The following is a 21,484-nucleotide window of genomic DNA, read 5'->3' as shown; positions in this document are numbered from 1 at the left end:
CATGGCCCTTGATCCCGAGACCCTCGCCCAGTTCCTCGAAGCGCTTGACCGCTTCGTCAAAGATCGCCTGATCCCGAACGAGGCCCGAGTGGCCGATGACGACGCCATCCCGCCGGCCCTAGTGCAGGAGATCCGCGAGATGGGCCTGTTCGGCATGGCCATCCCCGAGGAATATGGCGGCCTTGGTCTGTCGATGGCCGAAGAGGTGCAGGCAGCTTTCATCCTAGGCCAGACCTCTCCGGTGTTCCGGTCCTTGGTTGGCACCAACAACGGCATCGGCTCTCAGGGCATCATCATAGACGGCACGGCCGAGCAGAAGGCGCGTTATCTGCCTGCGTTGGCTTCGGGTGAGATGATCGCCTCCTTTGCACTGACCGAGCCGGATGCCGGGTCGGATGCGGGGTCCCTGCGCGCCACGGCGCGACGGGATGGCGACGATTACATTCTGAACGGCACCAAGCGCTATATCACCAACGCGCCCCGTGCCGATGTCTTCACGGTCTTTGCCCGCACGAATGCCGACATCAAAGGCTCTGCCGGGGTCAGCGCCTTTATCGTCGAGGCGGGGACGCCGGGGCTGACGCTGGGAGCAACCGATCGCAAGATGGGGCAAAAGGGCTCGCACACCTGCGACGTGATCTTTGAAAACGTGCGGATTCCGGCGGCCAATATCATCGGCGGCGCTGCGCGGGAAAATCAAGGCTTCAAGACCGCGATGAAGGTCTTGGACCGCGGCCGTCTGCATATCTCGGCGGTTTGCACCGGGGCAGCAGAGCGGTTGATCCGCGATGCTCTAGCCTTTGCGATGGACCGCAAGCAATTCGGCGAACCCATCGCGGAAAAGCAGCTGATCCAGGCGATGCTGGCCGACAGCAAGGCCGAGGCCTTTGCGGCCCGTTGCATGATCGAAGAAACAGCGCGGCGCAAGGATGCCGGGCAGAACGTCTCGACCGAGGCGGCGTGCTGCAAGATGTATGCCTCCGAAATGGTGGGACGGGTGGCCGACCGTGCGGTGCAAATTCATGGTGGGGCGGGATATATGGCGGATTATGCCGTCGAGCGGTTCTACCGCGATGTGCGCCTGTTCCGCATCTATGAGGGCACGACGCAGATCCAGCAACTTGTGATTGCCCGCAACATGATCCGCGACGCGGCGTGAGGAAAGCCATGGATTTCAACTTCCTATCCACTCCGAAGATCGTCTGCCAATCGGGCGGGCTGTGGCAATTGGGCACCCTGATGCAAGACCTTGGCGCGACCCGCGTTCTGGTGATCTCTGATCCCGGCATCGTCGCCTGCGGTTTTGCCGCCGAGGCCTTGGACGCCCTGGCCTCTGCGGGACTGGCCGCCGAGGTCTTTGACAAGGTCGAGGCCGATCCCCCCATTGCGGTGGTGGGTCTTGCGGTCGAAGCGGCGCGTGCCTTCCGTGCCGACGGCATCGTAGGTCTGGGGGGTGGCAGCTCGCTCGATACCGCCAAGGTCGTGGCAGCCGCCGCAGCCAACGGGCAACCGGTGGCCGAGATGATCGGCGTCGATCGTGTGACGGGCAAACGCCTGCCGCTGATCCAGGTGCCGACCACGGCGGGCACCGGGTCGGAGGTCACATGGGTTTCGGTCCTCACCTCGGACAGCCATGAGAAGAAGGCGGTCTATGCCGCGCAGCTTCTGCCGGATGTGGCACTCTTGGATGCCAGGCTGACCCTGGGCATGCCCCGCGCCATCACGGCGGCGACGGCCTTGGACGCCATGGTCCATGCGATCGAGGCCGCCACCAGCCGGACGCGGAAGAACCCGATCTCAGACGCTCTGGCCGACAAGGCGTTGGTTCTTTTGGGCCAGAACCTGCCCTTGGTGCTGGAGACGCCGTCCAACCTCGCCGCCCGCGAGGCGATGCTATTGGGAGCGACGCTGGCGGGCATGGCCTTCATCAATGCCAGCGTGGGCGCCATCCATGCGCTGTCCTATCCTTTGGGCACAGGCTTTCATGTACCGCATGGACATGCCAATGCGCTTGTCGCAGGCCCGGTCCTGCGGTTCAACCTGCCCGCCGCCGAGGCCGAATATGCCCGCCTGTCGCGTTTGCTGCTGCCAGCGCGGCACTTCAACTCCGATGGCGCTGCGGCTTTGGCACTGATTTCCGAGATGGAGCAGATGCTGAAAACCAGCGGCTTGAAAACCCGCCTGTCGGATATGGGCGTCACCAAAGCAGCCATTCCCGGCATGGCGCAACAGGTCGTCTCCGGCATCAGCCGCCTTCTGGACACCAATCCCCGCGACATGACCGCCCCCGAAGTCGAAGCCCTGTATCTGGAGGTCCTGTGATGGGCGCTCTGGACGGTATCCGCGTCCTGGACCTCAGCCGCGTTCTTGGCGGCCCTTACTGCACACAGATGCTCGCCGATCATGGGGCCGAGATCATCAAGGTCGAACCGCCGCAAGGCGATGAGACCCGTGGGTGGGGTCCGCCCTTCAACGCCGGGCTCAGCGCCTATTTCTCGGGAGCGAACCGGAACAAGCGGTCCATCGCCATAGACATCGGCAAGCCCGAGGGGCAGGCGATCATCCTGCGCCTGCTGGAAACGGCCGATGTGCTGGTTCACAACTTCAAGGCTGGCGCATTGGAAAAATGGGGCCTGGGCTATGAGGCCGTATTGAAAGACCGCTTTCCAAGGCTGATCCTAGCCCATGTAACCGGCTTTGGCGCTGATGGCCCCTTGGGCGGCTTTCCCGGGTATGACGCCGTGGTTCAGGCCATGACCGGGCTGATGAGCATAAACGGCACACCCGGCGCGGGTCCGACCCGGCTGGGCACGCCGGTGGTCGATATCAGCACCGGGCTAATCGCCTGCAACGCCGTGCTGGCGGCGATCATCGAGCGCTTTCGTTCCGGCCTTGGGCAGGCGATCGAAGTGCCGCTTTATGACTGCGCCCTCAGCGTCATGCATCCGCAGGCGGCCAATGCGCTGATGTCGGGCAAGGTGCCCGTGGCCACGGGCAACGGGCATCCCAACATCGTGCCGTATGATATGTTTGAGACCCGGACCGGCAAGCTCTATCTTGCCATCGGCAACAACGGCCAGTTCGCCAAGCTGTGCGAGGTACTGGACTTGCCCGATGTCCCCACCGATCCCCGCTTTGCCGACAACGCCGCCCGTTTGGCCCACCGGGCCGAGATCACTGCCATCCTGACCGCGAAACTCGCCGAGCTTGACGCACAGGTGCTAGAGCCCCGGTTGCTGAAGGCCGGCGTGCCTGCCGGGGTGGTTCGCAACGTCAACGAAGCGCTGGCCCATCCCCATACGGCGCATCGCGGCATGGTCGTGACCATCGGCAACTACCAGGGCACCGGCATTCCGGCGCTGTTCTCGCGCACGCCCGGCGCTGTTCGCTTGGCCCCGCCCCGCTTTGCCCAACACAGCCGAGTCCTACTGCAAGATGCCGGGTATTCAGACGACCAGATAGATACCCTGACCGGCAGGGGCGTCGTTCTGGAAGAAAAACCGAGTTGACCCCACTACAACCTATACAGATTGCAATACAGGGAGAAAGGAATGCAACAGACGCTCGTGGCCCCCGACAAGATACCCGAGTGGATTCCGGGCGAAATGACGCTTGACTCCTCACGGCATGACTGGAAGGGCATCACGCTTAAGGGCTACCACTATGACCGGCAAGAGGTCGCCATCCCACTGATGCGCGATTACATGTTCGTGGCCTATGACGGCGCCCCCACCACGATGCGCCGCTCCAGTGGCGGTCCATGGCAAAGTGGCAAGGTCGGCAGCGGCAAGATCTCGCTCCTGACCCGGGCCGAGCAATCGACCTGGGCCTGGGCCGAGCCGATCAAGGTTCGACACATTTATCTGGCCCACGACAGCCTTGAGGCAACCGCCCAAACCGTCTTTGGTCGCGACCCACAGTCGGTCGAGATTGATGATCAGATCGCCACCGAAGACCCTCTGATCCTAGCGTCGTTCCAGATGCTGGAAACCGAGTTGAAATGCGGCGGTATCGGGCAAAGGCTGATGATCGACACTCTGCGCAGCCAATTGGCCGTACATCTTCTGCGTCACTACGCCAAGATCACAATAACCGGGGACAGGGGCTCTGCCTTCAGTCCGATGCAACTTAGTCGGATCAACGACCTGATCGAAAGCCGACTGGCCGAGGATATCAGTCTGGACGATCTAGCCGAGACGACCGGCCTCAGCGCCTTTCACTTCTCACGCCAGTTCAAGGCCGAATTTGGGCTGGCCCCCTATGCCTATGTCATACGCAAAAGGGTTGCAAAAGCGCAAGAGATGCTGCGGCAAGGCAAGACGGCCCACAAGGTCGTGGCCTTGGATTGCGGTTTCTCGGATCAAAGCCACTTTTGCAGAACTTTCCGAAAGATAGTCGGCACGACTCCTGCCCAGTATCAGAACGATACATGAAAGCTGGCAGCTCAGCCTCAACGTGTGGCCGGTTGCACTGTTCGCGAATGTGCCATGAGTGCACACTATGAGACGGGAAGACCCAAGTTCAGTCAGAATTTGGAACACATGTCATCTTCAATTACCCGGCACTGGGTCGAGTTCAGTTTTCTTGGAGAAGTTGAAGTAAGATGGCGCAAGAAGCCTTTCTTTTCCCACGCAGAATATTCTTTGGTGACTGCGACTTGCTTGGAATCGCGTTCACTGGCCGGATCACCAATTTCGCTATCGAAGCTATAGAGGCGTTCTGGGACGAACTCTTGGATGGATGCGGCTGGCTCTATCTTCTGACGGAAGAAAAGATCGCTATCCCATTTGTTCATCTGACCTTTGATTTCATTTCCCCGGTTAAAGCGGGTTTGCAACTTGTTTGCGAAGTTCGGGTCCAAAAGGTCGGGGCAAGTTCAGTTGGCTTGCAGGTTTTCGGTCGTCAAGGACAGACTACGTGCTTTGACTGTCGTTCGACGTCGGTCTTTATGGATGCAACATCCTTTAGCAAGATTCCGATCACCGACAACATTCGAGAAGCACTTCTGATCTGTTTGACCATACCCGCGTCGTGAGTCGGTTCCACTGTGCCGCTGCAACCATGCTGCTCTTCCGTAGGTTTGCTCTCCAACCTTATTCCTCGCCTCGAAGTCGACAGAACGAATTCCCATTTTGCCGAGTACACTGCCGATACACGTCGTTTAGATTTAATTAGCGAATGGTAACCAAACTTCGACTACTCCTCTCACACCACCCCGCCGTTCTAGTTGCAGGACCACATCCACGGATCCCTCGCAATACCGCTTTACCTCTTCAAACCCCATCCCGAGCCCTGCCGCCATCACCATAATCGCCAACCGATCGATCGCCTTCCGCGCCGTATCGGCATGGATCGTCGTGAACGACCCACCATGCCCTGTGTTGATCGCCTCAAGAAAGGTCCGACTTTCTTCCCCACGCAATTCACCCAAGATGATCCGATCCGGCCGCATACGCAGCGAAGCCTCAAGGAGGCGCGCCGGTGTCCGCTCCCCTTGTGAGTTCCGGTCCGCCTTCAATGCCACTACATTCGCCTGCATCGGGAAAAGCTCATAGGCGTCCTCGATGGTCACCAACCGCTCAGCTGGATCGACCATCGCCAGAAGCGACCGCGCAAAGGTGGTCTTGCCTGTCGAAGTCCCCCCAGAAATCAGCACATTCAACCGCTTGCGCACGCAAAGCCGCATCGCGGCTTCGACATCACCCGCTTCTGCCAGAGCCAGGACTTCCTTCCCCAACTCGCGCTTCCGGTGATCCAAATCGATCAACGATCCATGAAGCAAGGTTGGCTTTATTGGCGTATCGGCCGCGACTTTGAACGGCCGCAGGGTGATCGCCATTCCACCTTCGACGATGGGCGGCGCCACGACTTGCGCCCGGATCGCCATGGCTCCCCAGATGATCTTCCCTGACAAAGTCGGCTTCTTGTCAGAAAACTGCACACCCACGGATGAGGCGGTGGCCTGCCCGAGGTTCACCGAGAGCGCCTGGTCGATGTGCAGATCCGGGACGAGCTCCATGTGGCTGCCGCCCTTGCGCTCGATCCAGACCTTGCCGTCAGGATTGATGGCAATCTCAACCAGGTCTTCGCGCTGCAAGATTGGCGCGAGAGAAGAGAGATAGGCCCCGAGAAACGAAGGCTGTCCGTCCATCATCGGGGCGTCCTCACCAGAATTCCAGATCGCGGTCGACCATGACCGTGATTGCGGCCCCTGGGGCGACGGTGATGACCGGCGGCAAGCTCGTGTAAGCCTCGACGGCAGAGCCCATGGCTGAACTCAGATCCTGGCCGATGTTTTCGGCGGTGTCGGAGGAGATCTCGGTCGTGTATTTCGCGGCAGCAACAGCCGGAGCGGCCCCCAGAAGCGAGATCAGTGCAGCCGATCCGAAGCGCTGCCCAAAGCGGCTGTTCACCTTGCCGGTGATGCCGGAGCGGCCTTGGGCATCCCCTCCGAAGGCTTCCATCTGTACGGATTGGCCGTCCGGCGTCACGAGCCGCGTCCAGGCGACAAGGATTCGGCCCTGACCGATGGCCACTTCCGAGGAATACTCGCCAAAGAGCCGCGAACCAGCAGGCACGAGGATCTGCGCCTGATCGAAGGACCAGACTGGCCGCGTGACGATGGCTGTGATCTGCCCGGGCAGGCTCGAATCCACAGCGTTCTCAAGCGTGGCTTCGATCATCGTACCCTGCAGCACCGTGTTCGAAGGGTTGGCGATGACCTGGCTTGCTTCAATCTCGGTCGCTTCCCGGCCCGACTGCACGAAATCCCGGCCAGCCGCATCGCGCGAGCCCGATGTCGCCTCGTCGGGCATGCCCATCCCCGCATCCCCTGCCCCGGACTTGTCGCCGCCATCATAGACGACAGAGGGCGAGGTGATCCGAGCGGCAAGTTGCTCTTCTCGTTCTGCGCGCTTGGCGGCCAGTTCAGCTTCGCGTGACGCATCGACCGCGCTCGTGCTGTCGGCCTCGGCCTTCAAGGCAGCAATCTCACGGTCGAACTGCGTTCGCATGTCCTCCATCAGTGCAAGATTCTGAGCTTGCGCCTTCTCCAGTGCGAGGGCCAGTTCCTTAGCCGTGGCGTCTTTTTCGGAATCCGCACGGGTGGCGAGATCGGCCAGTTCCTTTTGCAGGCGCTCAACCTCCCCTTTCAGCGCAGCGTTGCGGCTCTCCAGCGTTTCACGCTGAGCGGCAAGCTCGCCTTCGATATTGGCAAAGCCATCGCCACCGTCCGCCTTGGGTGCAGATTCGATGGAGCCGAACGGCGAACCACCATCCTGATCCTGGAACTCCTCGACTGCCGAGGTTTCGACCTCCGGGATGGCAGGGGTCGCGGGCCAGATCGTCCAGATGGCAGCAATGCTTGCTCCCGCCAACAGCGCACCCATGCCGATCTTTTGCGGCCGGGTCATCTTCGGCTTGGGCCGCTCGACCTTGTATTCGGTTTCTGTGTTCGCTGGCGCATCGGTTTTCTGCGGATCGGTCATGTCAGAACTCCCAGCCCTGAAGTTTGGAAAGAAGGGCAGGATCAGTCGTTATGCCGCCCTCCGCATGCTCGATGCAGAGCACCTCCGTGCCGATCCGGATCGAATACTCATCGCGCAAACCCGGGACGCGCACGATGCTGCCGCGGGTGCCAGAATTCAGCGTGACTTCGCGCCCGGTGGCGTCGACCCCGAAAATCGACGGCCTGACGCCGGGCGCGAAGGCGAAATACGTAGTCTGCCCGTCATTCCAGATATGGACGGGCTTCAGCTTCTCGTCACCCGACCAGGCATAGCCGATATCCCGCGAGCCGGAAGCGACGGTGGGCTTCGTGGCCTTGCCCCCTCCCGTCTCGGGATAGCGCAGCACCAGCCGGAAGGTTGGGTTCTGCGACCGCCCCTCCCTGATGACCAGCGTGATGGTGCGCCGCCCGGTGTAGATCGTCATATTGGTTTCCGCGCCGCCGATCACCGGTTTGATCGACACCGTGGTGCGGTTCGAGAGGACCTCCACCTCGAAAGCCTCGCTGTCGCCCAAGAGCACGGAATCGATCCGTTCGCCTGCCCCAAGCTCAATGGCGGTGTTGACCCGCAACTGGGTATCGAGGCGGATCACGTCGACGGGGCTGTAAAGCACCGACCGCACACGGGCGTCGGCCCCCATCGAGGCGGGGGCCACCTCGGCAAACACGGGCAGGGCAAAGGCGAGACTGGATGCCAAAAGCCCGGGAAGGAGGAAAGAAGTGCGGGTCATGGGTTGGACTCCAGCGTTTCGGCATCGACGCGGTAAGAGGAGACGGTGAAGCCGAGCGGGTTTTCCCAGACATGGGCGAGAGAACGTTCGGTCTTGGGAGCGAAGGCGAACTCGACCGTCGCCACGAAAGGCTGAGTAACTGGCTCCTGCTTGGTCTTGCGCAAGGTCTTGAGAAACCGAACTTGGGCCACATTTGGGGCGAGGAAGGTGATCCGGCGCACCGTCACAGAGACTTCCGCACCTGCGCCGTAAACATCGGGCGGGTAAGCCGTATTGCCGCCGCCCTTCGACCAAAGGAGCCGCAGACTTTCTTCGGCATTGGCTGTCGAGCGGCGCTGCACACTCTCAAGCCGCGCCTGAATGCCCGCGAGGAAATACCCTTCGCGGTCGGAGACATAAGCAACGAGCAGGCTTTGCTTCAGCGCTTCCTGATCCTCGATACCGGTTGGGGCCACCTGCAGCACCTTTTCGGCATCGCCGGTCTGACGATCCACCAGCACAGTGAACACTTGCGTTTCTTTCAATGGCAGGACCAGGACGAGGGCTGTGGCCAAAATGAGACTGAGGGCCCCTGCCCCGCCGGCAACCACCCAGGCACGCCGGGCCGAGAGACGCGGCTCGAGAATGAGATCGACGTCAAATCCATGCGCCTCCATCGGCGTTCCTCCGTACTTAGGCATCTTGGGGGCTCAACTCTTGTTGGGGGTGCGACTGGCAAGGCGCATCGCGGTCTGCACTGCCGATCGCCCGATCTGACCTGCGGTATTGCCATTCATGCGCGCGTCCGATGGCCGCCGCCCACCGGCATCCATCCCTGCAGCACCACGCCCGGCCCCGATCCCGGCGGCAATGCCGGATCGACCATAGCCTTTGGCTGTGTCGGCCGTGCGGAAGGTGGAACTCGCAACCCCGCCGAGGCCGGTTGCAGTTTGGGCCAGCGATTGGGCGATGGTCGGGACCATGGCCATGAGGCCGGTGCCAAGCATCATCACGACGACAAAGCTCAGGACGTCGCCAATGGTCTCGACATTGGTAAGCGAGGCGGGGGTGAGGTCGCGGGCGATGGCTATGGTGAAAGCTGCCATGCCCGAGGTCAGCATCGGATAGAAGGCAAAGCCCAGGGCCAGATTGACCCAACGATCGAAGAGCGCTGCCGTCACCTTGAAGAGCGTGCAGGCGATGGCGATCGGCGCGAAAATCACCAGCACGCCGATCATGATCTTGGCCGCCGAGATCACGATGATCGACACCGTGGCCATCAGGGCCGCGACGAGAAACATCAGAAGGCCCGCGAGGGCCCCGGTGATGTAGCTGCCATTCTGGCTGATCGCCTGTCCGACATCGAGGGCCTGCAGGTAAAGGGAATCCAGCCCGTCATAGAGGTTGCCGGATCCGCCACCGAAAGCGTTCATCACCACGGCGCCGATTTCGCTCGGAGCATTCGTGAGGACGCCATAGACCGCATTGAAGTTGGTCCAGGACGACATAAACGCCGAGGCCACGGCAATTCGGACCATCAGGCCGAGGCCGTTTCGGAGCGTCATGGGCACCGCTTGAGCCATCAGATTTATGCCGACGAGCGCCACCACCAACACCGACCCGATGCGGAAGACCGGCACGATCTCTGCGGCGACCGCATCAAAGGCGGTAGCACCGACCGCTGTCGCGGCGGCGTCCACTTGGGTCAGGATGTCGGCGATGATGGCCATGGATCAATTCGCCCGACAGAATTTCTCAAGGGTGCGGTAGCGAGTTTCGACATCGCGCTGCTCGGCGGCGAGGTAGGTTTCCAGCGCCGCGCGGTCCCCATCGGTCAGATCAACCGGGGACTTGCCCAAGACCTCGGTGGTGAAACCGTCGAACGGATAATCCGTGAAGAGGCAGCCGCAGGATTCGCTGGCGAGCTGCCGCTTCTTGGCCGAGATAATGTAGGCTTGCCGCGCGGCCCCTTTGAACCGCCAATCGGTGATCCCGTCCGGCAATGCGATGACTTCCTCACAGGCCGCTTTTTCAGCGCTTGCAAAGATCCCCGTCCCGCGCCGCTGCATTTCCGTCAGAAGCTCCAGCGCAAGATCAGAATCCCGCGCTCCCACCGCTTCCCGGGTCTGCTCCAACAGCTCTACATCGCTGACGCTGGCCAGGTCTTCGGCAGCAGCAAAGCCCGGGAGGGAGTAAGTAAGAGCGGCTGCGGCCGCCAGAAGCACTCCGCGCCGCATCAGTTCGCCCCCGAATAATCGAAGAAGCTCTTTTCCTTGGCCTGTTCCGCCGCCCAGTTGACCCCGGTCTGCCCGGTGGCAAGACCCGTCGCGGCATTGAGCCGCCACATCTGGCCCAGCATGTAATTGGTCTCGGCCGCCATGCGGGTGTTGAGGTCGATGCTTTCCTTCAGCGTGTCCTGGCTCGCGATCTCGTCAACCAGCCCGTCGATCCGCTCGAGGCTTTGGGCGGCCTCTTCATAGGAAAGCTGCGCCACACCCATGGCCGTGACACTCGCAGCCGCCGTCTGGGCAATCCGCTTGTCCTGCGGGTTTGTTGAGGACGAGAGCCCCGCCAGTGTCTCGGAGGAAAGGCCGGCACTGGCGAGCGTGTCTTCCATGTATTCGGCGGCCATCTTGTCGCCCATAGTGACATTGCCATCGAGCAGGCTGTCCAACAGGCTGTCGAAATCCCCAATCGCAATGGCATCGGTGAATCCGGAGAGGTCAGTGATCTTCGCCGCCCGCGACCGCAGATCCTGGGCAGAGTTGTAGAGACTGGCGATTTCGTTGAGGCCGGAAATGGACCCCAAGATGCCTTCCAGATTGGTGATCTGTTCAAGACCGTTCTCAACCTGCTTTTTCAGCTCTTCGATCTGCGCGATCTGGTTTTCCGCATCGCGCAGAGCGGCCTGCAACTGTTCGATATTCTTGGCGAGGTTGGTGCCGTCGATAACCGGCACGCCTTGCGCATAGGTGGTCGAACCAAGGAGGCAAAGGTAGAGCGCGGCGGCTGTCACCACCTGTTTATTGACCATCGGAATACTCCCAGAATGTCGAATATTGCAGGGCTTGGGCGGCGTCGGAGAGACCACTTGCCGCCTCGACCTTCACGGCGCCGGCCCGAAGCCTGAGCGTCAGGGCCATAAGCCGCGCGCGTTCTGCGATCATGTATGTGTTCTGATCGACGGCCTCTTTCGGGGTCTGGGGCTTGGCCTCTTCCAAAAACCCCTTGATCCGCGCCATGGCGGCTTCGATTTGCCCGCTTTGCTGACCCAAATAGCCAATGAAGGCGGAGGACATGTTGCCCCATTCGGCACTGGCACCATCGACACCCGCAAGGGTGCCGGTCACATCGGCGCCGGTGATTTCCGAAAGGTAGGCATCGTAGAAGCCCGAGATCCGGCGGACGTAATTCTGGGTTTCCTCAAAGGGCGGGATGCCATCGTATTTCTGGACGTTGCCGGGCCCGGCGTTATAGGCCGCGAGCGCGAAATCGATCCGGCCAAAGGCGTTGAGCTGCGTTGCCAGATAGCGCGCGCCACCGTCAAGGTTCTGTAACGGATCACTCGGGTCTACGCCGAGATCGGCTGCCGTGCCCGGCATCAATTGGCAAAAGCCAAGCGCACCCACCGGGCTGATCGCAGCATTGTTGAAGGCGCTTTCCTGCTTGACCAAAGATTGGAACAGGATGCGCCAGGTCGTGGGCGTGAGGCCAACCTTCACCACACCGGGATGCGTTTCATAGCGATGGGCCGTGGCGATGATCATCGCCTCGACCGTTTCACCCTCGCCGAAAAGCCGCTGGCTTTCCGGGCTGGTCTCGTCGATTGGGTAAACCTCGTCCGCAGGCGGAAACGTACCGCCGCCGTCCTCGAAGCTGCTCAAATCGGTGGTGCCGGTCGTATCCGCGAGGAAACGCTCATAGGCGGCCAGCTGCTCGTCCTCGATTTCGTTGAGGCGGGTCTGCTGCCCGAGCTTCTCTTCCTGCTTCAAGGCATCCTGCGCCTGCTCTGCCAGGCGCGAAATCAGGTTCGACACGCGCGTGCCGTCGATGATCGGCACGCCTTGCGCGAGCCCGATCAACGGCAGCGCCGTCGCACAAGTAAACCCGAGAAGCAGAGCGCAGCGCATGGAGCTTCAGTTCCCGCAAGCCGCAGTCGGGGCGCTCATCGTGCTGACCACGACGCGGCTCCCGTCGGTCTGGGTGCGCGCCGCGAAATACTTGCCCTCGGCGCGGAATTGGCCGTGGCAGGGCGAGATGGCCCCGGTTTCGACGCCTTCGCAGGCGGACAACGCCGTAAGGCCGACAAGGAGAAGCAGCGGGCGGGGCGACGCGCCCATCATCCATTTGCGGGTGTTCATTGCATGTCCTTCCAAAAATCAGGGATGTCGCGCCAACCGAAGGGCGCGCGGTCTTCTCCGGACCGCCCACCGCCAAGGACGGCGAGATGCGAGCCAAGGGCGGCGAGATCCATGTTGACGAAGACGGAGTCGCCAGCAGACCGCAGGAGTGCCAGACGCAGGCCCCCGGTCGGGGTGCAGAGGAACTCGGCTTCCTTTTCGTTGAGACGCAGGATCCGGTAATCCTCGGGGTTGGCCCGCGGGTTGGGGTAGAGGAGCTGCGTCACCACGCTTTCTGCGATGATCTGGCCGACTTTCGACTGTGTCAGGTGCGTTGGCGTCTGGGTCAGCATCATCACGGCAGCGTTCTTCTTCCGCATCGTGACCAGCCAGTCATGCAGGCGCTTCTCGAAGATCGGATCGTCGAGCATCTTCCAGGCTTCATCGATCACGATGAGGGTTGGGCGGCGATCCTCGATCACCCGCTCTATGCGGCGAAAGAGATAGGCCAGCAAAGCCGAGCGTTCGGTGCCAAGATCGAGGATTTCCGACATGTCGATGCCGACCACATCCTCGCCTAGGCTGATCTCGGAAGCCGCCCCTGGCCCGAAGAGCCAGCCATACCGCCCGCCTTGCCCCCATTCCCGAACACGAGAGACGAGATCGCCTTCGTCATCAGTCGAAGCGACCAGCGTGCCGAGACCATCGAAGGTGCGCAGACGCGGATCGGCAGCCACGATCTGACGCACGGCGGCATTGAGGCTGACCGTTTGCGCGGTTTCAAAGCCGCGCGTGCTGGCGAGGATGTCACCCAGCCAGTCGGTGAGCCAAGCGGCACCCCGTTCGTCGACCTCGGTTTGGAACGGGTTCAGTCCCGTGGCCTCACCGATCCGGATCGCGGAATAACTGCCGCCCAGGGCTCGCACCGCCATTTCCAGCCCTCGATCCTTGTCGATGACGAGGATGCGGGCATTCACCCGCCGCGCCTGCGCCATCAGGAAGGCCGTGCCGAGAGTCTTGCCAGAGCCGGTGCGACCCAGAACGAGGGTATGACCGGCACTTGGTTCTGCGCCACGCGCGCCTTTATCGTGGAAATTGAAGCGGTAAAGGCTCGACGTCACAGTCGGCAGGCCGGTGATCGTCTCGCCCCAGGGGGATTGGGATTTCGGGCGGCCCTCTGCCACCCGGTGCAATGCCGCAAGATGCGCGAAGTTTTGCGCCGAGATCAACGCGGTGCGCGGCCGATAGGCCCAGTTGCCAGGGGCCTGGGCAAACCAGGCAGCGCGGGCGGCAAAGCTTTCGCGCACCAGTGTCGCCCCGCAATCCTGCCCTGCACGCCAGACCTCGGATGCGGCCTCTTCCAGCTTTTCCGGGGTCTCGGCCGTGACCATTACGGTCAGATGGTGCTTGCCGAAGACCTGGCGGCCGGAGGCGACGTTGTCCGCTGCTTCATAAAGCTCTTGCCGCAGCGTTTCTGCGGCATCTTCGGAGGCACGCATCTGCCGCGCAGTGCGCTTGATGCGTTCCTCGATCTCGTTGTTCCGCGCAGGCGTGAAGCTGTTGGTGATCGTGATGTCGTAGGGCAGTTCCAGCGCATCGAGCATCCTTGCCCAGGTCCGTGCCGGATAGGATTTGACGCCGAAGATGGCCCCGAAGCGCCGTGTGCCCGAGGTTTCGATCCCAACGCGCTTGCCCGTGAAGAGGAATTGGCTGCTCGACAGACCTTCCGCGAGAAACTGGCCCTTCATCGGCACGGATTTGACCACAGGTTGCCCGATCATCCCACCCAGAAGCCCGAGCCATTCCCCAGAGCCGATGGTCAGGCGCCGAAACCCCATGCCTTGGACGACCCCGGCCAAAAGTCCCATGGCTTCATTGAGCCGCTCTGCCCGCGCACCCAAGTCGTCGGTGAAGGCGGCCTTGAAGAGTGCGCCCATCAAAGGCAGGCGCTTCAAGGCGGTCGGGCGCAAGATGACCGATACCATGAGAACCCGACGCTTCAGGTCGCGGGAGACAAGATGGGCTTGCCATCGCCGGTCCACGGCGGCGGCAAAAGCATCCGCGTCGACGACACCCTTGGCGTCAAGATCTGCATCGAAGCCCTTGAGCTGCGGCCAGTCTGGTAGGGTCAGTTTCGAGATATGAAACCCGAAGCCTTCGCCCAACTGCCCAATCAGCCGGGCAAGCGAGGCTGGGACGAGGGAAATCTCGCCCTCTTCCACCGTGAAACTATCGAGACCGTCGACCACGGCAGAGGCGATCAGATCGCCTTGCCGGGTCAAGATCAGATCATCGGCGGGTGCCGACAACCATGGCAGATGCCGCGCCAGGGTCTCGGCGCCAAGATCCTCGGGGCGGACGACGGATTTCAGGGCGGGGGTAGCCGGGAACAGGGATTTCAGATCAGCTGACATGGCGGTCTCCGCCAAAGGCTGACTTGTTCCGCGTGCGCGGGGTGCGGGAGAAGACCACCGCCGCCGTCTCAAAAAGGTTCGGGTTTCGGTCCGCCACGAACCACAGGACCGGATAGCCCAAAACCCCGATCAGGAGGAAACGCCAGTCATTCGCCCCGACAAAGGGGATGACTGAGCCCAGCATGAGGCTCACGAAATACCCGATCGGCAGGCCGAAGATCTTCGGCGGCCGGGTGAGGCCGAGGAACAAAGGCGCGTCATGCATGGGGAAAGATCCGGATCGGGCCGGCGGGCGGGGGCTATACGAGACCCCTGCCCTACCGACTATCGAGCATTAAGGAGCAGCAAAGCCGTCGATGATCGTCGCGGCCGAAAAAACCAGCACGACACCGAAGAAGATCGCGAGGAACAGCGGCCAATTCAGGCGGCCGGTGAACATCATGTAACCCGCTGCCACCACAGCGAGGATGGCGATCAGCCGTCCGATCGGGCCGGTCAGGCCATCGACCACGACCTGCAGCATGTTTTCCAAGGGATCGAGGTTTTGCGCGAGGGCCGGTTCGGCGAGTATTGCAAAGAACGGCAGGGCCAGAAGCAGGGTGCGCAGCGAAAGGCGCGACAGCTGCGCGCCCGAGAAAAATCGAACCATCAGGTTACTCCAATGCAAGGGTGGTTGTGGTCAGCCGCAGCACCTTGGCCACGTGGCCCTCAGTCTCGGCATAGGGGGGAATGCCGCCATATTCCCGGACCGCCTCGGGTCCCGCGTTATAGGCAGCGAGCGCCAGATCGGGCGCGCCAAAATCTTCAAGTTGGGTCAGAAGATACCGCGCAGACCCGCGCAGGTTCTCTTCGGGATCATAGGGATCGACGCCCAGCACCGCCGCTGTGTCCGGCATCAACTGGCCAAGGCCGATCGCACCCACCGGTGAGCGGGCGTCCGGGTTAAAGCCCGACTCCACCGCGATATTGGCGCGGAAGAGGGCCAGCCATTCTGTCCCCGTCAGTCCGGCTTCTTTTAGCCCGGGATGGCGCAGGTAGTCGTCGCCGACGTCCAGCACCAACTCCTCGATGTCGGCACGCCCCGTGGGGCCGCGCCCCGACCTCTCGCCGCCATAGGAGGCCCGCCAAACTGTGGCATCTGGGTTTTCAGACGGCTCAGCCTCCGTCTCCGTGTCCTCGCGCGTCTGCCGCACGGGGATGGTTTTGCCGAAATCGAGAACTCCGGACTGAACACGCAGATCGCTCCCACCTGCCCCGAGGTCGATGACCTCGGCGGCGCCTTGCGAAACGCCAAGACCCGATAGGGTCAAGCCGCCGCATAGGGCCAGGCTAGCTCTGAGAATCTGCCTCCGTGCCATGGGTCCAGGTTGCCTTCTCGCCCTTCTTCAAAGGTACTGGCACCGTGGTCAGACCCAACTCGACCCCGAAGGAGATCAGACCAGCGATGGTCTTGAACTCCCGAGGCTCGAGGCCGCGCGCGATCACAAGAAGGGCGGTCTGGTCGCCTATGCGCAAATAGATGCGCCAGTTGCCAGTCCAGGTGTTTCCAACCTTCTTTGCGTCTTCCACGCTATGGGCTTCGACGATGCCGCCTTCGGTCAGGGCCTCCTTCAAACCGGCCTGTAAGATCACCGGGGTCAAGTTCCTCATGGCTCAGCACGCTCCGAAGCAACATCGCTCGGAACCAACATAGTGCATGTCGTGCAATTGAGAAACCTGTCACCGCACAACGTGGGGGCACAACTATCGATAGAATCCTATTGCGTCAAGAGTGGTGTTTAGTAATTCATGCACCATGATTGAACGAAGGGACTCACCATGCCCGATCCTACACTGAACCTAGCCGCGGCAGGACTGCTCTGTTGCGCGCTGCTCAGTCCGGGCACCCTGGCCTGGGCTGGAACCGCGCTCGATTGCCTGCCGCCCCTTGCCCCTGCCCCGGTCAACGATGGTGAAACCCGCGCCGCCTACGCCGCTGAAATCCGAGAAGAATATGTCGCCTATTTCGACGAGGCGCAGATCTACTTGCATTGCCTTGAATCTGCCCGTGCCGAAGTGACCTCCGAGGTCAATCGCGCCATCGCCGACTATCAGGCGCTCGGCCCGGAGCCAGACGACTGATGTCGGGACAGTCCCGCAGCCGAGCCCCCTCCCCCCTTCAAGGAACCTGTCCCATGAATCTTCGCAGCCTCGCCGGCGGTTTCGCCACATCCAGCCTGATTTCGCTCGCAACCCCTGCGGCGGCCTACCCCGTCGACTGTGCGATCCTCCTCTGCCTCGCAGGCGGGTGGCCCGCCTCAGTCGAATGCGCCCATGCTCGTGCGGTCTTCATCGCGCGGATCACGCCTTGGCCCGTCGAGCCACCGCTGCAGATCTGGAACTGCCCGATGCACGCCGACTACCGCCGCGCGATGCCGATCGAGCGTCTGCTAGACATCTCGTTCCAGGCATCGTCGCAGCCGCAATTTTCACTGCCCACCCTGCCCTTCCCGGCCCCAATCCTCGTGGTGGACCAAGCCGATGTTGACATCTCGGACCCTGCCTATGACTTCGCGCGCTCGATCCGGGTCTATCAGACCGAATACCGTCGGCACCGGAGCAGCGATGGCGACTGCAACGTCTGGTCGACCGTCCGCTTGGGCACCTATGGCGTACAGGGCGACTACGCCTGGCACAGAGCAAGCGTGGACCAACTGCCTGACGCCTCCAGCTTCAGCCCATCGTCGGGCTGCAATGACTACTATTTCCGCAGCGTCTTCGTGGACTGGAAGGACTACGAGGGCACCTATGGCTTCGAAGAGGTTTGGTACTGAGGCGGCATCCGCCGCGCCGTATCACCCCTGATCAACCCGGAAGAACCGCAACCCCAGAAAGAGAAACGACGCCAGACCATAGATCCGACGCCGCCCTAATTTCCTCGTAGCAAAGGGAATCTAGCGCGTGCTTTGGGTCCGTTCAACCGGCAACATGCTTGCCGGACACGATTTTCTGTTGCCCGATGGTCCGGCGTCCTTAGAAGAAGGACGACTACGCATGCAATTGACCACCGGCGCTATCCTGCGCCGCATCACCGAGACGCCCCTGTCGGTCTCGGCCCATAAGCTTGCCACCATCATCCTGGACGGCATTGCTTGGAAGGAAGGCTACAATGGCCTCGAGCGCGGCACCGCGGCATTCACGCTCAGCAGTCTTGCGGACAAGATGGGCGTGTCTCGCCAGCACCTGACAAGATTATTGGCTGAATTGGCGGCATCGGCCCTAGGGCTCTTGCGCTGGAAGCCGCATGGCAAGTTCGCACCTTGGCTCTTCCGCTTTGGCTCTGTGGATAACTCTGCAACTGAGCCAGATCTCGTGTCAGCCACAGATGACACATCACTATCTAGAGATTCTAAGAACAAAATGATGTTCGCTGGGAAGATCGAGATAGGGGCTGGGTCAAACGTCCACCGAACGCCCTGGGCGGACTTGATCGAGGCGGCGAAGACCGCCCTGCCCTGCTGGAATGTCGACACCCAAGTCATCTGGGACGCGTTCCGAGCGTTCAACAGGGCAAGGGGGAATGAGCAGGTTCCAGCAGGGTATTTGTTAGGCTTTATGCGGAAATGGCGCAGTGCGGGGACGACCCTGGCTCGGGCGGAACACGAACGGGTGCTGGCCCCGAGGGAGCGGGAAGCTGCCGATCTGATCCGCTTGGCGCCGGTACAGAACTGGCGCTTCCACGAGAGGGATCTGGAGCGTCGGATCGGCCGTGAAGCCTACGCCGAGCGGGTCAGTGCAATGCAGGTTCGGCTGGGGCTGAACCGCTTTGCGGCGGCACTGGCAGTGCATGGCGAGGCTGCGAGGATGCGTGAAATTCTTTTCTAGGCACCCCTCGTACCGAATCGTGCACAAGCTTTGCAGCGCCAAAGCCGCGTCGCCCTGCCCTTTCAGCCACTCCTAGCTTGGTGCAGGCCTCAAAAGCCTCTGCAAGTCGTTGGACCGGTTTGACGCCCTGTGGGGATGTGGATAAGTTTTTCCACCATATCTAGATTCTTCTTGATGGACTCACGCGTTCATGTCATTTCGGTTCTGACGAGATAACGCGTCAGAACGGCCAAAAGCCGTCAAAACCACAAAGAGCCCTGATAGGGGCCTGAGGGCAGCAAATGGGTGATCTGGGTAAGAAACTCAATCAAGGGGTCGGTTCCGCCGACATCGGTGCATTTGCCGATAGCTTGGCAGAGTCACTGAACCGCCAAATGAAGGCCGCCCTCCAGCCTGAAGATCGCAAAGCATTGCGGCGGTTCAGTTCCACTGAAGTTGCCGAGTTGCTTCGCGTTAGCCCGTCAAACCTGCGCAACCGTCACAAAGATGGGAGCTTTCCTGAGGTTTATTCGGACAATCGTGGGCACCGGTTTTACTCTGCCGAAGAGATCGACGATCTACGTGGCATTCTGGCCAGAACAGGCAAGAATGCCGACGCCTATCGACCTGGCCGCCGAGATGGAGACAGGCGTCAGGTCATTTCCGTGGTCAACTTCAAGGGCGGCTCCTCGAAAACTACCGCCACAATCCACCTTGCACAGCGGTTTGCACTTAGAGGTTACCGGGTGCTCGCACTTGATCTTGACCCGCAGGCAAGTCTGACCACCTTCTTCGGCTTCCGGCCAGAGCTTGAGTTTGCCGAAAGTGGCACGATCTATGACGCGCTTCGATACGAGGGCAGGGTTCCACTGTCTTCGGTGATCCAGAAGACCTACTTCCACAATCTCGACATGGTTCCCGCAGGCTTGTTGCTCTCGGAATACGAGACGGAAACAGCCAACGCACTTGCACGACGTCAACAGCCGATTTTCGCAGAACGGTTGTCCCTGGCTTTGGACGAGGTCGAAGCGGACTACGATCTCATCATGATCGACTGCCCTCCCCAATTGGGCTTCCTCACGTTGACCGCTTTGGCTGCGTCGACCGGCCTTTTGGTCACGGTGGTTCCCGGGATGCTGGACATCGCGTCGATGAGCCAGTTCCTCAAACTGGCTTCGGAGACGGTACAGGCGGTCGAAGAAGCGATCGGGCGGACGGTGACTTGGGACTTCGTCAAGTTCCTGATCACGCGTTATGAACCATCGGACGGGCCTCAGACTCAGATGGCCGGTTACTTGCGCTCGATCCTTGCGGGCCAGGTCATGACCGAACCGATGCTGAAATCCACCGCCATCTCGGACGCAGGGATGACCCAGCAGACGATTTATGAAGTCGATCCGAGCCAACTTATCCGCAAAACGATCGACCGCGCGTTGAGCAGCGTGAACAACGTCGCGGACGAGTTGGAGCAGACGATTCAGATGGCATGGGGTCGACGCTGATGGGCCGGAACATCTTCAACCAACCTCCGAAAGACGACGTGGCCGCCCCCCTTGCCCCGCAGAAACCCGTGAAGTTCGGTGGCTCTGTCGGCGGCTTGCGTGACTCGCTTCGCGAGATCACGGCGAACTCGATCCGCGACATCGATCCCGAGATGATTGACATCGACGGACTGCGTGACCGGTTGTCCTTCGACGACGACGGCATCGACGACCTTGCCGAGAGCATCCGCAAGCACGGTCAGCAAGTGCCGATCATGGTCCGCCCCTCTGAAAGGCCGGATCGCTATCGCGTCGTGTATGGGCGTCGTAGGCTTGCAGCCATTCGCAAGGTCGGGGGCCCAGTCAAAGCCATCGTGCGGACTCTGGACGACGACGCTTCTCTGCTTGCTCAGGGCCAGGAGAACAACCTGCGCCTGGACCCATCCTTTATAGAAAAATCATTGTTTATCAAAGAGATGCAAGAAGCAGGTTACAAACCTGGCGTCATCCAGGATGCGCTAGGATTGACCCGGCAGGGGGTATCAAACCACAGGGTGGTGGTGGATCAACTCCCTGAAGAGCTGATCCGCCTGATTGGGCCAGCCCACGGCACGGGGCGACGGCAATGGGGTGACCTTGCGGGCCTGTCTGCCAAGGTCTCGCTTGTCGACGTTGCCAAAGCGGTTTTGAGCGCCCTGCCCCGGGAGACGACCAGCGCCGAGCGTTTTCAGATCGTCTTCGACGCCTGCGCCCGCGCAGCCAAAGATCCGAAGACCAAGTCGCCCGCCAAGAGCCTTTCCGTTAGGGGCGCGGACGGCCTTGTGGTTGGCCAGTTGTCCATCGACGCAAAGTCCGTTGCGATCAAGGTCACGCGGAAAGACAACCCAGAATTCGGCCTGTGGCTGGAAGAACGTGCTGAGGCGGCGCTTCAGGATCTTTTCCAGCAATGGCGGGATGAGAGCGGCCAAGGGGCATAACCCTCGGCCATAATGAGGCAACCTCGAGCAGAAGGAGAGTAGCGAAGGCCAGAAAGAAAAGAGCCCCCCAAGGTTTCCCTCGGAGAGCCCATCATCGATTTGCACCTATGATGTAGCAATCTCCCACATAGCGGTCAAGAGTCACCGATTCGGTGGACGTGATTTTTGTTGTCTTTTCGCGTGAAACACCGCGAAAGGTCCTGGGAAGCTAT

At 61.2% G+C, this 21,484-nt stretch carries 24 protein-coding genes; 10 read left to right on the top strand and 14 right to left on the bottom strand.

The window, feature by feature from the left end:
• Position 1: 1 nt before the first annotated feature.
• The 5 genes from V3C85_RS01135 to V3C85_RS01115 all read left to right on the top strand — a co-directional run bounded on the left by V3C85_RS01135 (position 2) and on the right by V3C85_RS01115 (position 5,035).
• Positions 2-1,159 (top strand): acyl-CoA dehydrogenase family protein, encoded by a 1,158-nt coding sequence (locus tag V3C85_RS01135; RefSeq protein ID WP_331793224.1) that lies wholly within the window; start codon positions 2-4, stop codon positions 1,157-1,159.
• On the top strand, positions 1,156-2,322 hold the full coding sequence (locus tag V3C85_RS01130) for an iron-containing alcohol dehydrogenase (RefSeq protein WP_331793223.1): 1,167 nt from the start codon (positions 1,156-1,158) through the stop codon (positions 2,320-2,322). Before V3C85_RS01135 ends, V3C85_RS01130 begins: the two co-directional genes overlap by 4 nt.
• Positions 2,322-3,509 carry a CaiB/BaiF CoA transferase family protein gene (locus V3C85_RS01125; protein WP_331793222.1) on the top strand — a complete coding sequence of 396 codons (1,188 nt, stop codon included), beginning with the start codon at positions 2,322-2,324 and terminating at the stop codon, positions 3,507-3,509. The genes V3C85_RS01130 and V3C85_RS01125 overlap by 1 nt, the downstream gene beginning before the upstream one ends.
• A gap of 42 nt (positions 3,510-3,551) precedes the next feature.
• Positions 3,552-4,433 (top strand): AraC family transcriptional regulator, encoded by an 882-nt coding sequence (locus V3C85_RS01120; RefSeq protein WP_331793221.1) that lies wholly within the window; start codon positions 3,552-3,554, stop codon positions 4,431-4,433.
• A 170-nt stretch (positions 4,434-4,603) separates the two neighbouring features.
• Positions 4,604-5,035, top strand: a complete 432-nt coding sequence (locus V3C85_RS01115; protein ID WP_331793220.1) for an acyl-CoA thioesterase — start codon at positions 4,604-4,606, stop codon at positions 5,033-5,035.
• Positions 5,036-5,167: 132 nt separating this feature from the next.
• On the opposite strand, the gene V3C85_RS01110 is transcribed toward V3C85_RS01115, so the two are convergent.
• The 14 genes from V3C85_RS01110 to V3C85_RS01045 form a co-directional block, all read right to left on the bottom strand.
• On the bottom strand, positions 5,168-6,154 hold the full coding sequence (locus tag V3C85_RS01110; RefSeq protein ID WP_331793219.1) for an ATPase, T2SS/T4P/T4SS family: 987 nt from the start codon (positions 6,152-6,154) through the stop codon (positions 5,168-5,170).
• A gap of 10 nt (positions 6,155-6,164) precedes the next feature.
• Positions 6,165-7,487: a TrbI/VirB10 family protein gene (locus V3C85_RS01105; RefSeq protein ID WP_331793217.1), complete on the bottom strand. Its 1,323-nt coding sequence runs from the start codon at positions 7,485-7,487 to the stop codon at positions 6,165-6,167.
• Between the two features lies 1 nt (position 7,488).
• Positions 7,489-8,238: a TrbG/VirB9 family P-type conjugative transfer protein gene (locus tag V3C85_RS01100; protein ID WP_331793215.1), complete on the bottom strand. Its 750-nt coding sequence runs from the start codon at positions 8,236-8,238 to the stop codon at positions 7,489-7,491.
• A complete protein-coding gene (locus tag V3C85_RS01095) occupies positions 8,235-8,894 on the bottom strand; it encodes a virB8 family protein (protein ID WP_331793213.1) in 660 nt (219 codons plus the stop codon). Before V3C85_RS01095 ends, V3C85_RS01100 begins: the two co-directional genes overlap by 4 nt.
• Positions 8,895-8,927: 33 nt before the next feature.
• The gene (locus V3C85_RS01090) at positions 8,928-9,947 is read right to left on the bottom strand and encodes a type IV secretion system protein (RefSeq protein WP_331793211.1); all 1,020 of its coding nucleotides are present in this window, start codon (positions 9,945-9,947) and stop codon (positions 8,928-8,930) included.
• 3 nt (positions 9,948-9,950) lie between these two features.
• Positions 9,951-10,454, bottom strand: coding sequence for a hypothetical protein (locus V3C85_RS01085; RefSeq protein ID WP_331793209.1), 504 nt, complete (start codon positions 10,452-10,454; stop codon positions 9,951-9,953).
• On the bottom strand, positions 10,454-11,251 hold the full coding sequence (locus V3C85_RS01080) for a type IV secretion system protein (RefSeq protein ID WP_331793208.1): 798 nt from the start codon (positions 11,249-11,251) through the stop codon (positions 10,454-10,456). The genes V3C85_RS01085 and V3C85_RS01080 overlap by 1 nt, the downstream gene beginning before the upstream one ends.
• On the bottom strand, positions 11,241-12,347 hold the full coding sequence (locus V3C85_RS01075) for a lytic transglycosylase domain-containing protein (RefSeq protein ID WP_331793207.1): 1,107 nt from the start codon (positions 12,345-12,347) through the stop codon (positions 11,241-11,243). The genes V3C85_RS01080 and V3C85_RS01075 overlap by 11 nt, the downstream gene beginning before the upstream one ends.
• A gap of 6 nt (positions 12,348-12,353) precedes the next feature.
• A complete protein-coding gene (locus tag V3C85_RS01070; protein WP_331793205.1) occupies positions 12,354-12,578 on the bottom strand; it encodes a hypothetical protein in 225 nt (74 codons plus the stop codon).
• Entirely contained in the window at positions 12,575-14,986 is a 2,412-nt protein-coding gene (locus V3C85_RS01065) for a VirB4 family type IV secretion system protein (protein ID WP_331793204.1), read from the bottom strand. The genes V3C85_RS01070 and V3C85_RS01065 overlap by 4 nt, the downstream gene beginning before the upstream one ends.
• Complete coding sequence (locus V3C85_RS01060; protein ID WP_331793203.1) at positions 14,961-15,236, bottom strand: type IV secretion system protein VirB3; 276 nt, start codon at positions 15,234-15,236, stop codon at positions 14,961-14,963. Before V3C85_RS01060 ends, V3C85_RS01065 begins: the two co-directional genes overlap by 26 nt.
• A gap of 69 nt (positions 15,237-15,305) precedes the next feature.
• Positions 15,306-15,620 (bottom strand): TrbC/VirB2 family protein, encoded by a 315-nt coding sequence (locus V3C85_RS01055; protein ID WP_331793201.1) that lies wholly within the window; start codon positions 15,618-15,620, stop codon positions 15,306-15,308.
• Positions 15,621-15,624: 4 nt separating this feature from the next.
• Positions 15,625-16,281: a lytic transglycosylase domain-containing protein gene (locus tag V3C85_RS01050; protein ID WP_331793200.1), complete on the bottom strand. Its 657-nt coding sequence runs from the start codon at positions 16,279-16,281 to the stop codon at positions 15,625-15,627.
• A 19-nt stretch (positions 16,282-16,300) separates the two neighbouring features.
• A complete protein-coding gene (locus V3C85_RS01045) occupies positions 16,301-16,612 on the bottom strand; it encodes a hypothetical protein (protein WP_331793198.1) in 312 nt (103 codons plus the stop codon).
• Positions 16,613-16,789: 177 nt separating this feature from the next.
• On the opposite strand from V3C85_RS01045, the gene V3C85_RS01040 reads away from it, so the two are divergent.
• The 5 genes from V3C85_RS01040 to repB all read left to right on the top strand — a co-directional run bounded on the left by V3C85_RS01040 (position 16,790) and on the right by repB (position 21,272).
• The gene (locus V3C85_RS01040) at positions 16,790-17,092 is read left to right on the top strand and encodes a hypothetical protein (protein WP_331793197.1); all 303 of its coding nucleotides are present in this window, start codon (positions 16,790-16,792) and stop codon (positions 17,090-17,092) included.
• A 53-nt stretch (positions 17,093-17,145) separates the two neighbouring features.
• Positions 17,146-17,784, top strand: a complete 639-nt coding sequence (locus V3C85_RS01035; protein ID WP_331793196.1) for a hypothetical protein — start codon at positions 17,146-17,148, stop codon at positions 17,782-17,784.
• Positions 17,785-18,004: 220 nt separating this feature from the next.
• Entirely contained in the window at positions 18,005-18,835 is an 831-nt protein-coding gene (locus V3C85_RS01030) for a hypothetical protein (protein ID WP_331793195.1), read from the top strand.
• A 281-nt stretch (positions 18,836-19,116) separates the two neighbouring features.
• Complete coding sequence (repA, locus tag V3C85_RS01025; protein WP_331793194.1) at positions 19,117-20,316, top strand: plasmid partitioning protein RepA; 1,200 nt, start codon at positions 19,117-19,119, stop codon at positions 20,314-20,316.
• Complete coding sequence (repB, locus tag V3C85_RS01020) at positions 20,316-21,272, top strand: plasmid partitioning protein RepB (RefSeq protein ID WP_331793193.1); 957 nt, start codon at positions 20,316-20,318, stop codon at positions 21,270-21,272. The genes repA and repB overlap by 1 nt, the downstream gene beginning before the upstream one ends.
• Positions 21,273-21,484 lie beyond the last annotated feature (212 nt).

Origin of the sequence: Pseudotabrizicola sp. L79, assembly GCF_036553525.1 — a bacterium.
Taxonomy (GTDB): domain Bacteria; phylum Pseudomonadota; class Alphaproteobacteria; order Rhodobacterales; family Rhodobacteraceae; genus Pseudotabrizicola.
This window is presented reverse-complemented; position numbering and strand designations above follow the sequence as displayed.

Coding starts and splice junctions, on each gene's coding strand:
- V3C85_RS01135 (WP_331793224.1), top strand. CDS start 2: ATGGCCCTTGATCCCGAGACCCTCGCCCAGTTCCTCGAAGCGCTTGAC.
- V3C85_RS01125 (WP_331793222.1), top strand. CDS start 2,322: ATGGGCGCTCTGGACGGTATCCGCGTCCTGGACCTCAGCCGCGTTCTT.
- V3C85_RS01120 (WP_331793221.1), top strand. CDS start 3,552: ATGCAACAGACGCTCGTGGCCCCCGACAAGATACCCGAGTGGATTCCG.
- V3C85_RS01115 (WP_331793220.1), top strand. CDS start 4,604: ATGGCGCAAGAAGCCTTTCTTTTCCCACGCAGAATATTCTTTGGTGAC.
- V3C85_RS01110 (WP_331793219.1), bottom strand. CDS start 6,154: ATGATGGACGGACAGCCTTCGTTTCTCGGGGCCTATCTCTCTTCTCTC.
- V3C85_RS01105 (WP_331793217.1), bottom strand. CDS start 7,487: ATGACCGATCCGCAGAAAACCGATGCGCCAGCGAACACAGAAACCGAA.
- V3C85_RS01100 (WP_331793215.1), bottom strand. CDS start 8,238: ATGACCCGCACTTCTTTCCTCCTTCCCGGGCTTTTGGCATCCAGTCTC.
- V3C85_RS01095 (WP_331793213.1), bottom strand. CDS start 8,894: ATGGAGGCGCATGGATTTGACGTCGATCTCATTCTCGAGCCGCGTCTC.
- V3C85_RS01090 (WP_331793211.1), bottom strand. CDS start 9,947: ATGGCCATCATCGCCGACATCCTGACCCAAGTGGACGCCGCCGCGACA.
- V3C85_RS01085 (WP_331793209.1), bottom strand. CDS start 10,454: ATGCGGCGCGGAGTGCTTCTGGCGGCCGCAGCCGCTCTTACTTACTCC.
- V3C85_RS01080 (WP_331793208.1), bottom strand. CDS start 11,251: ATGGTCAATAAACAGGTGGTGACAGCCGCCGCGCTCTACCTTTGCCTC.
- V3C85_RS01075 (WP_331793207.1), bottom strand. CDS start 12,347: ATGCGCTGCGCTCTGCTTCTCGGGTTTACTTGTGCGACGGCGCTGCCG.
- V3C85_RS01070 (WP_331793205.1), bottom strand. CDS start 12,578: ATGAACACCCGCAAATGGATGATGGGCGCGTCGCCCCGCCCGCTGCTT.
- V3C85_RS01060 (WP_331793203.1), bottom strand. CDS start 15,236: ATGCATGACGCGCCTTTGTTCCTCGGCCTCACCCGGCCGCCGAAGATC.
- V3C85_RS01055 (WP_331793201.1), bottom strand. CDS start 15,620: ATGGTTCGATTTTTCTCGGGCGCGCAGCTGTCGCGCCTTTCGCTGCGC.
- V3C85_RS01040 (WP_331793197.1), top strand. CDS start 16,790: ATGCCCGATCCTACACTGAACCTAGCCGCGGCAGGACTGCTCTGTTGC.
- V3C85_RS01035 (WP_331793196.1), top strand. CDS start 17,146: ATGAATCTTCGCAGCCTCGCCGGCGGTTTCGCCACATCCAGCCTGATT.
- V3C85_RS01030 (WP_331793195.1), top strand. CDS start 18,005: ATGCAATTGACCACCGGCGCTATCCTGCGCCGCATCACCGAGACGCCC.
- repA (WP_331793194.1), top strand. CDS start 19,117: ATGGGTGATCTGGGTAAGAAACTCAATCAAGGGGTCGGTTCCGCCGAC.
- repB (WP_331793193.1), top strand. CDS start 20,316: ATGGGCCGGAACATCTTCAACCAACCTCCGAAAGACGACGTGGCCGCC.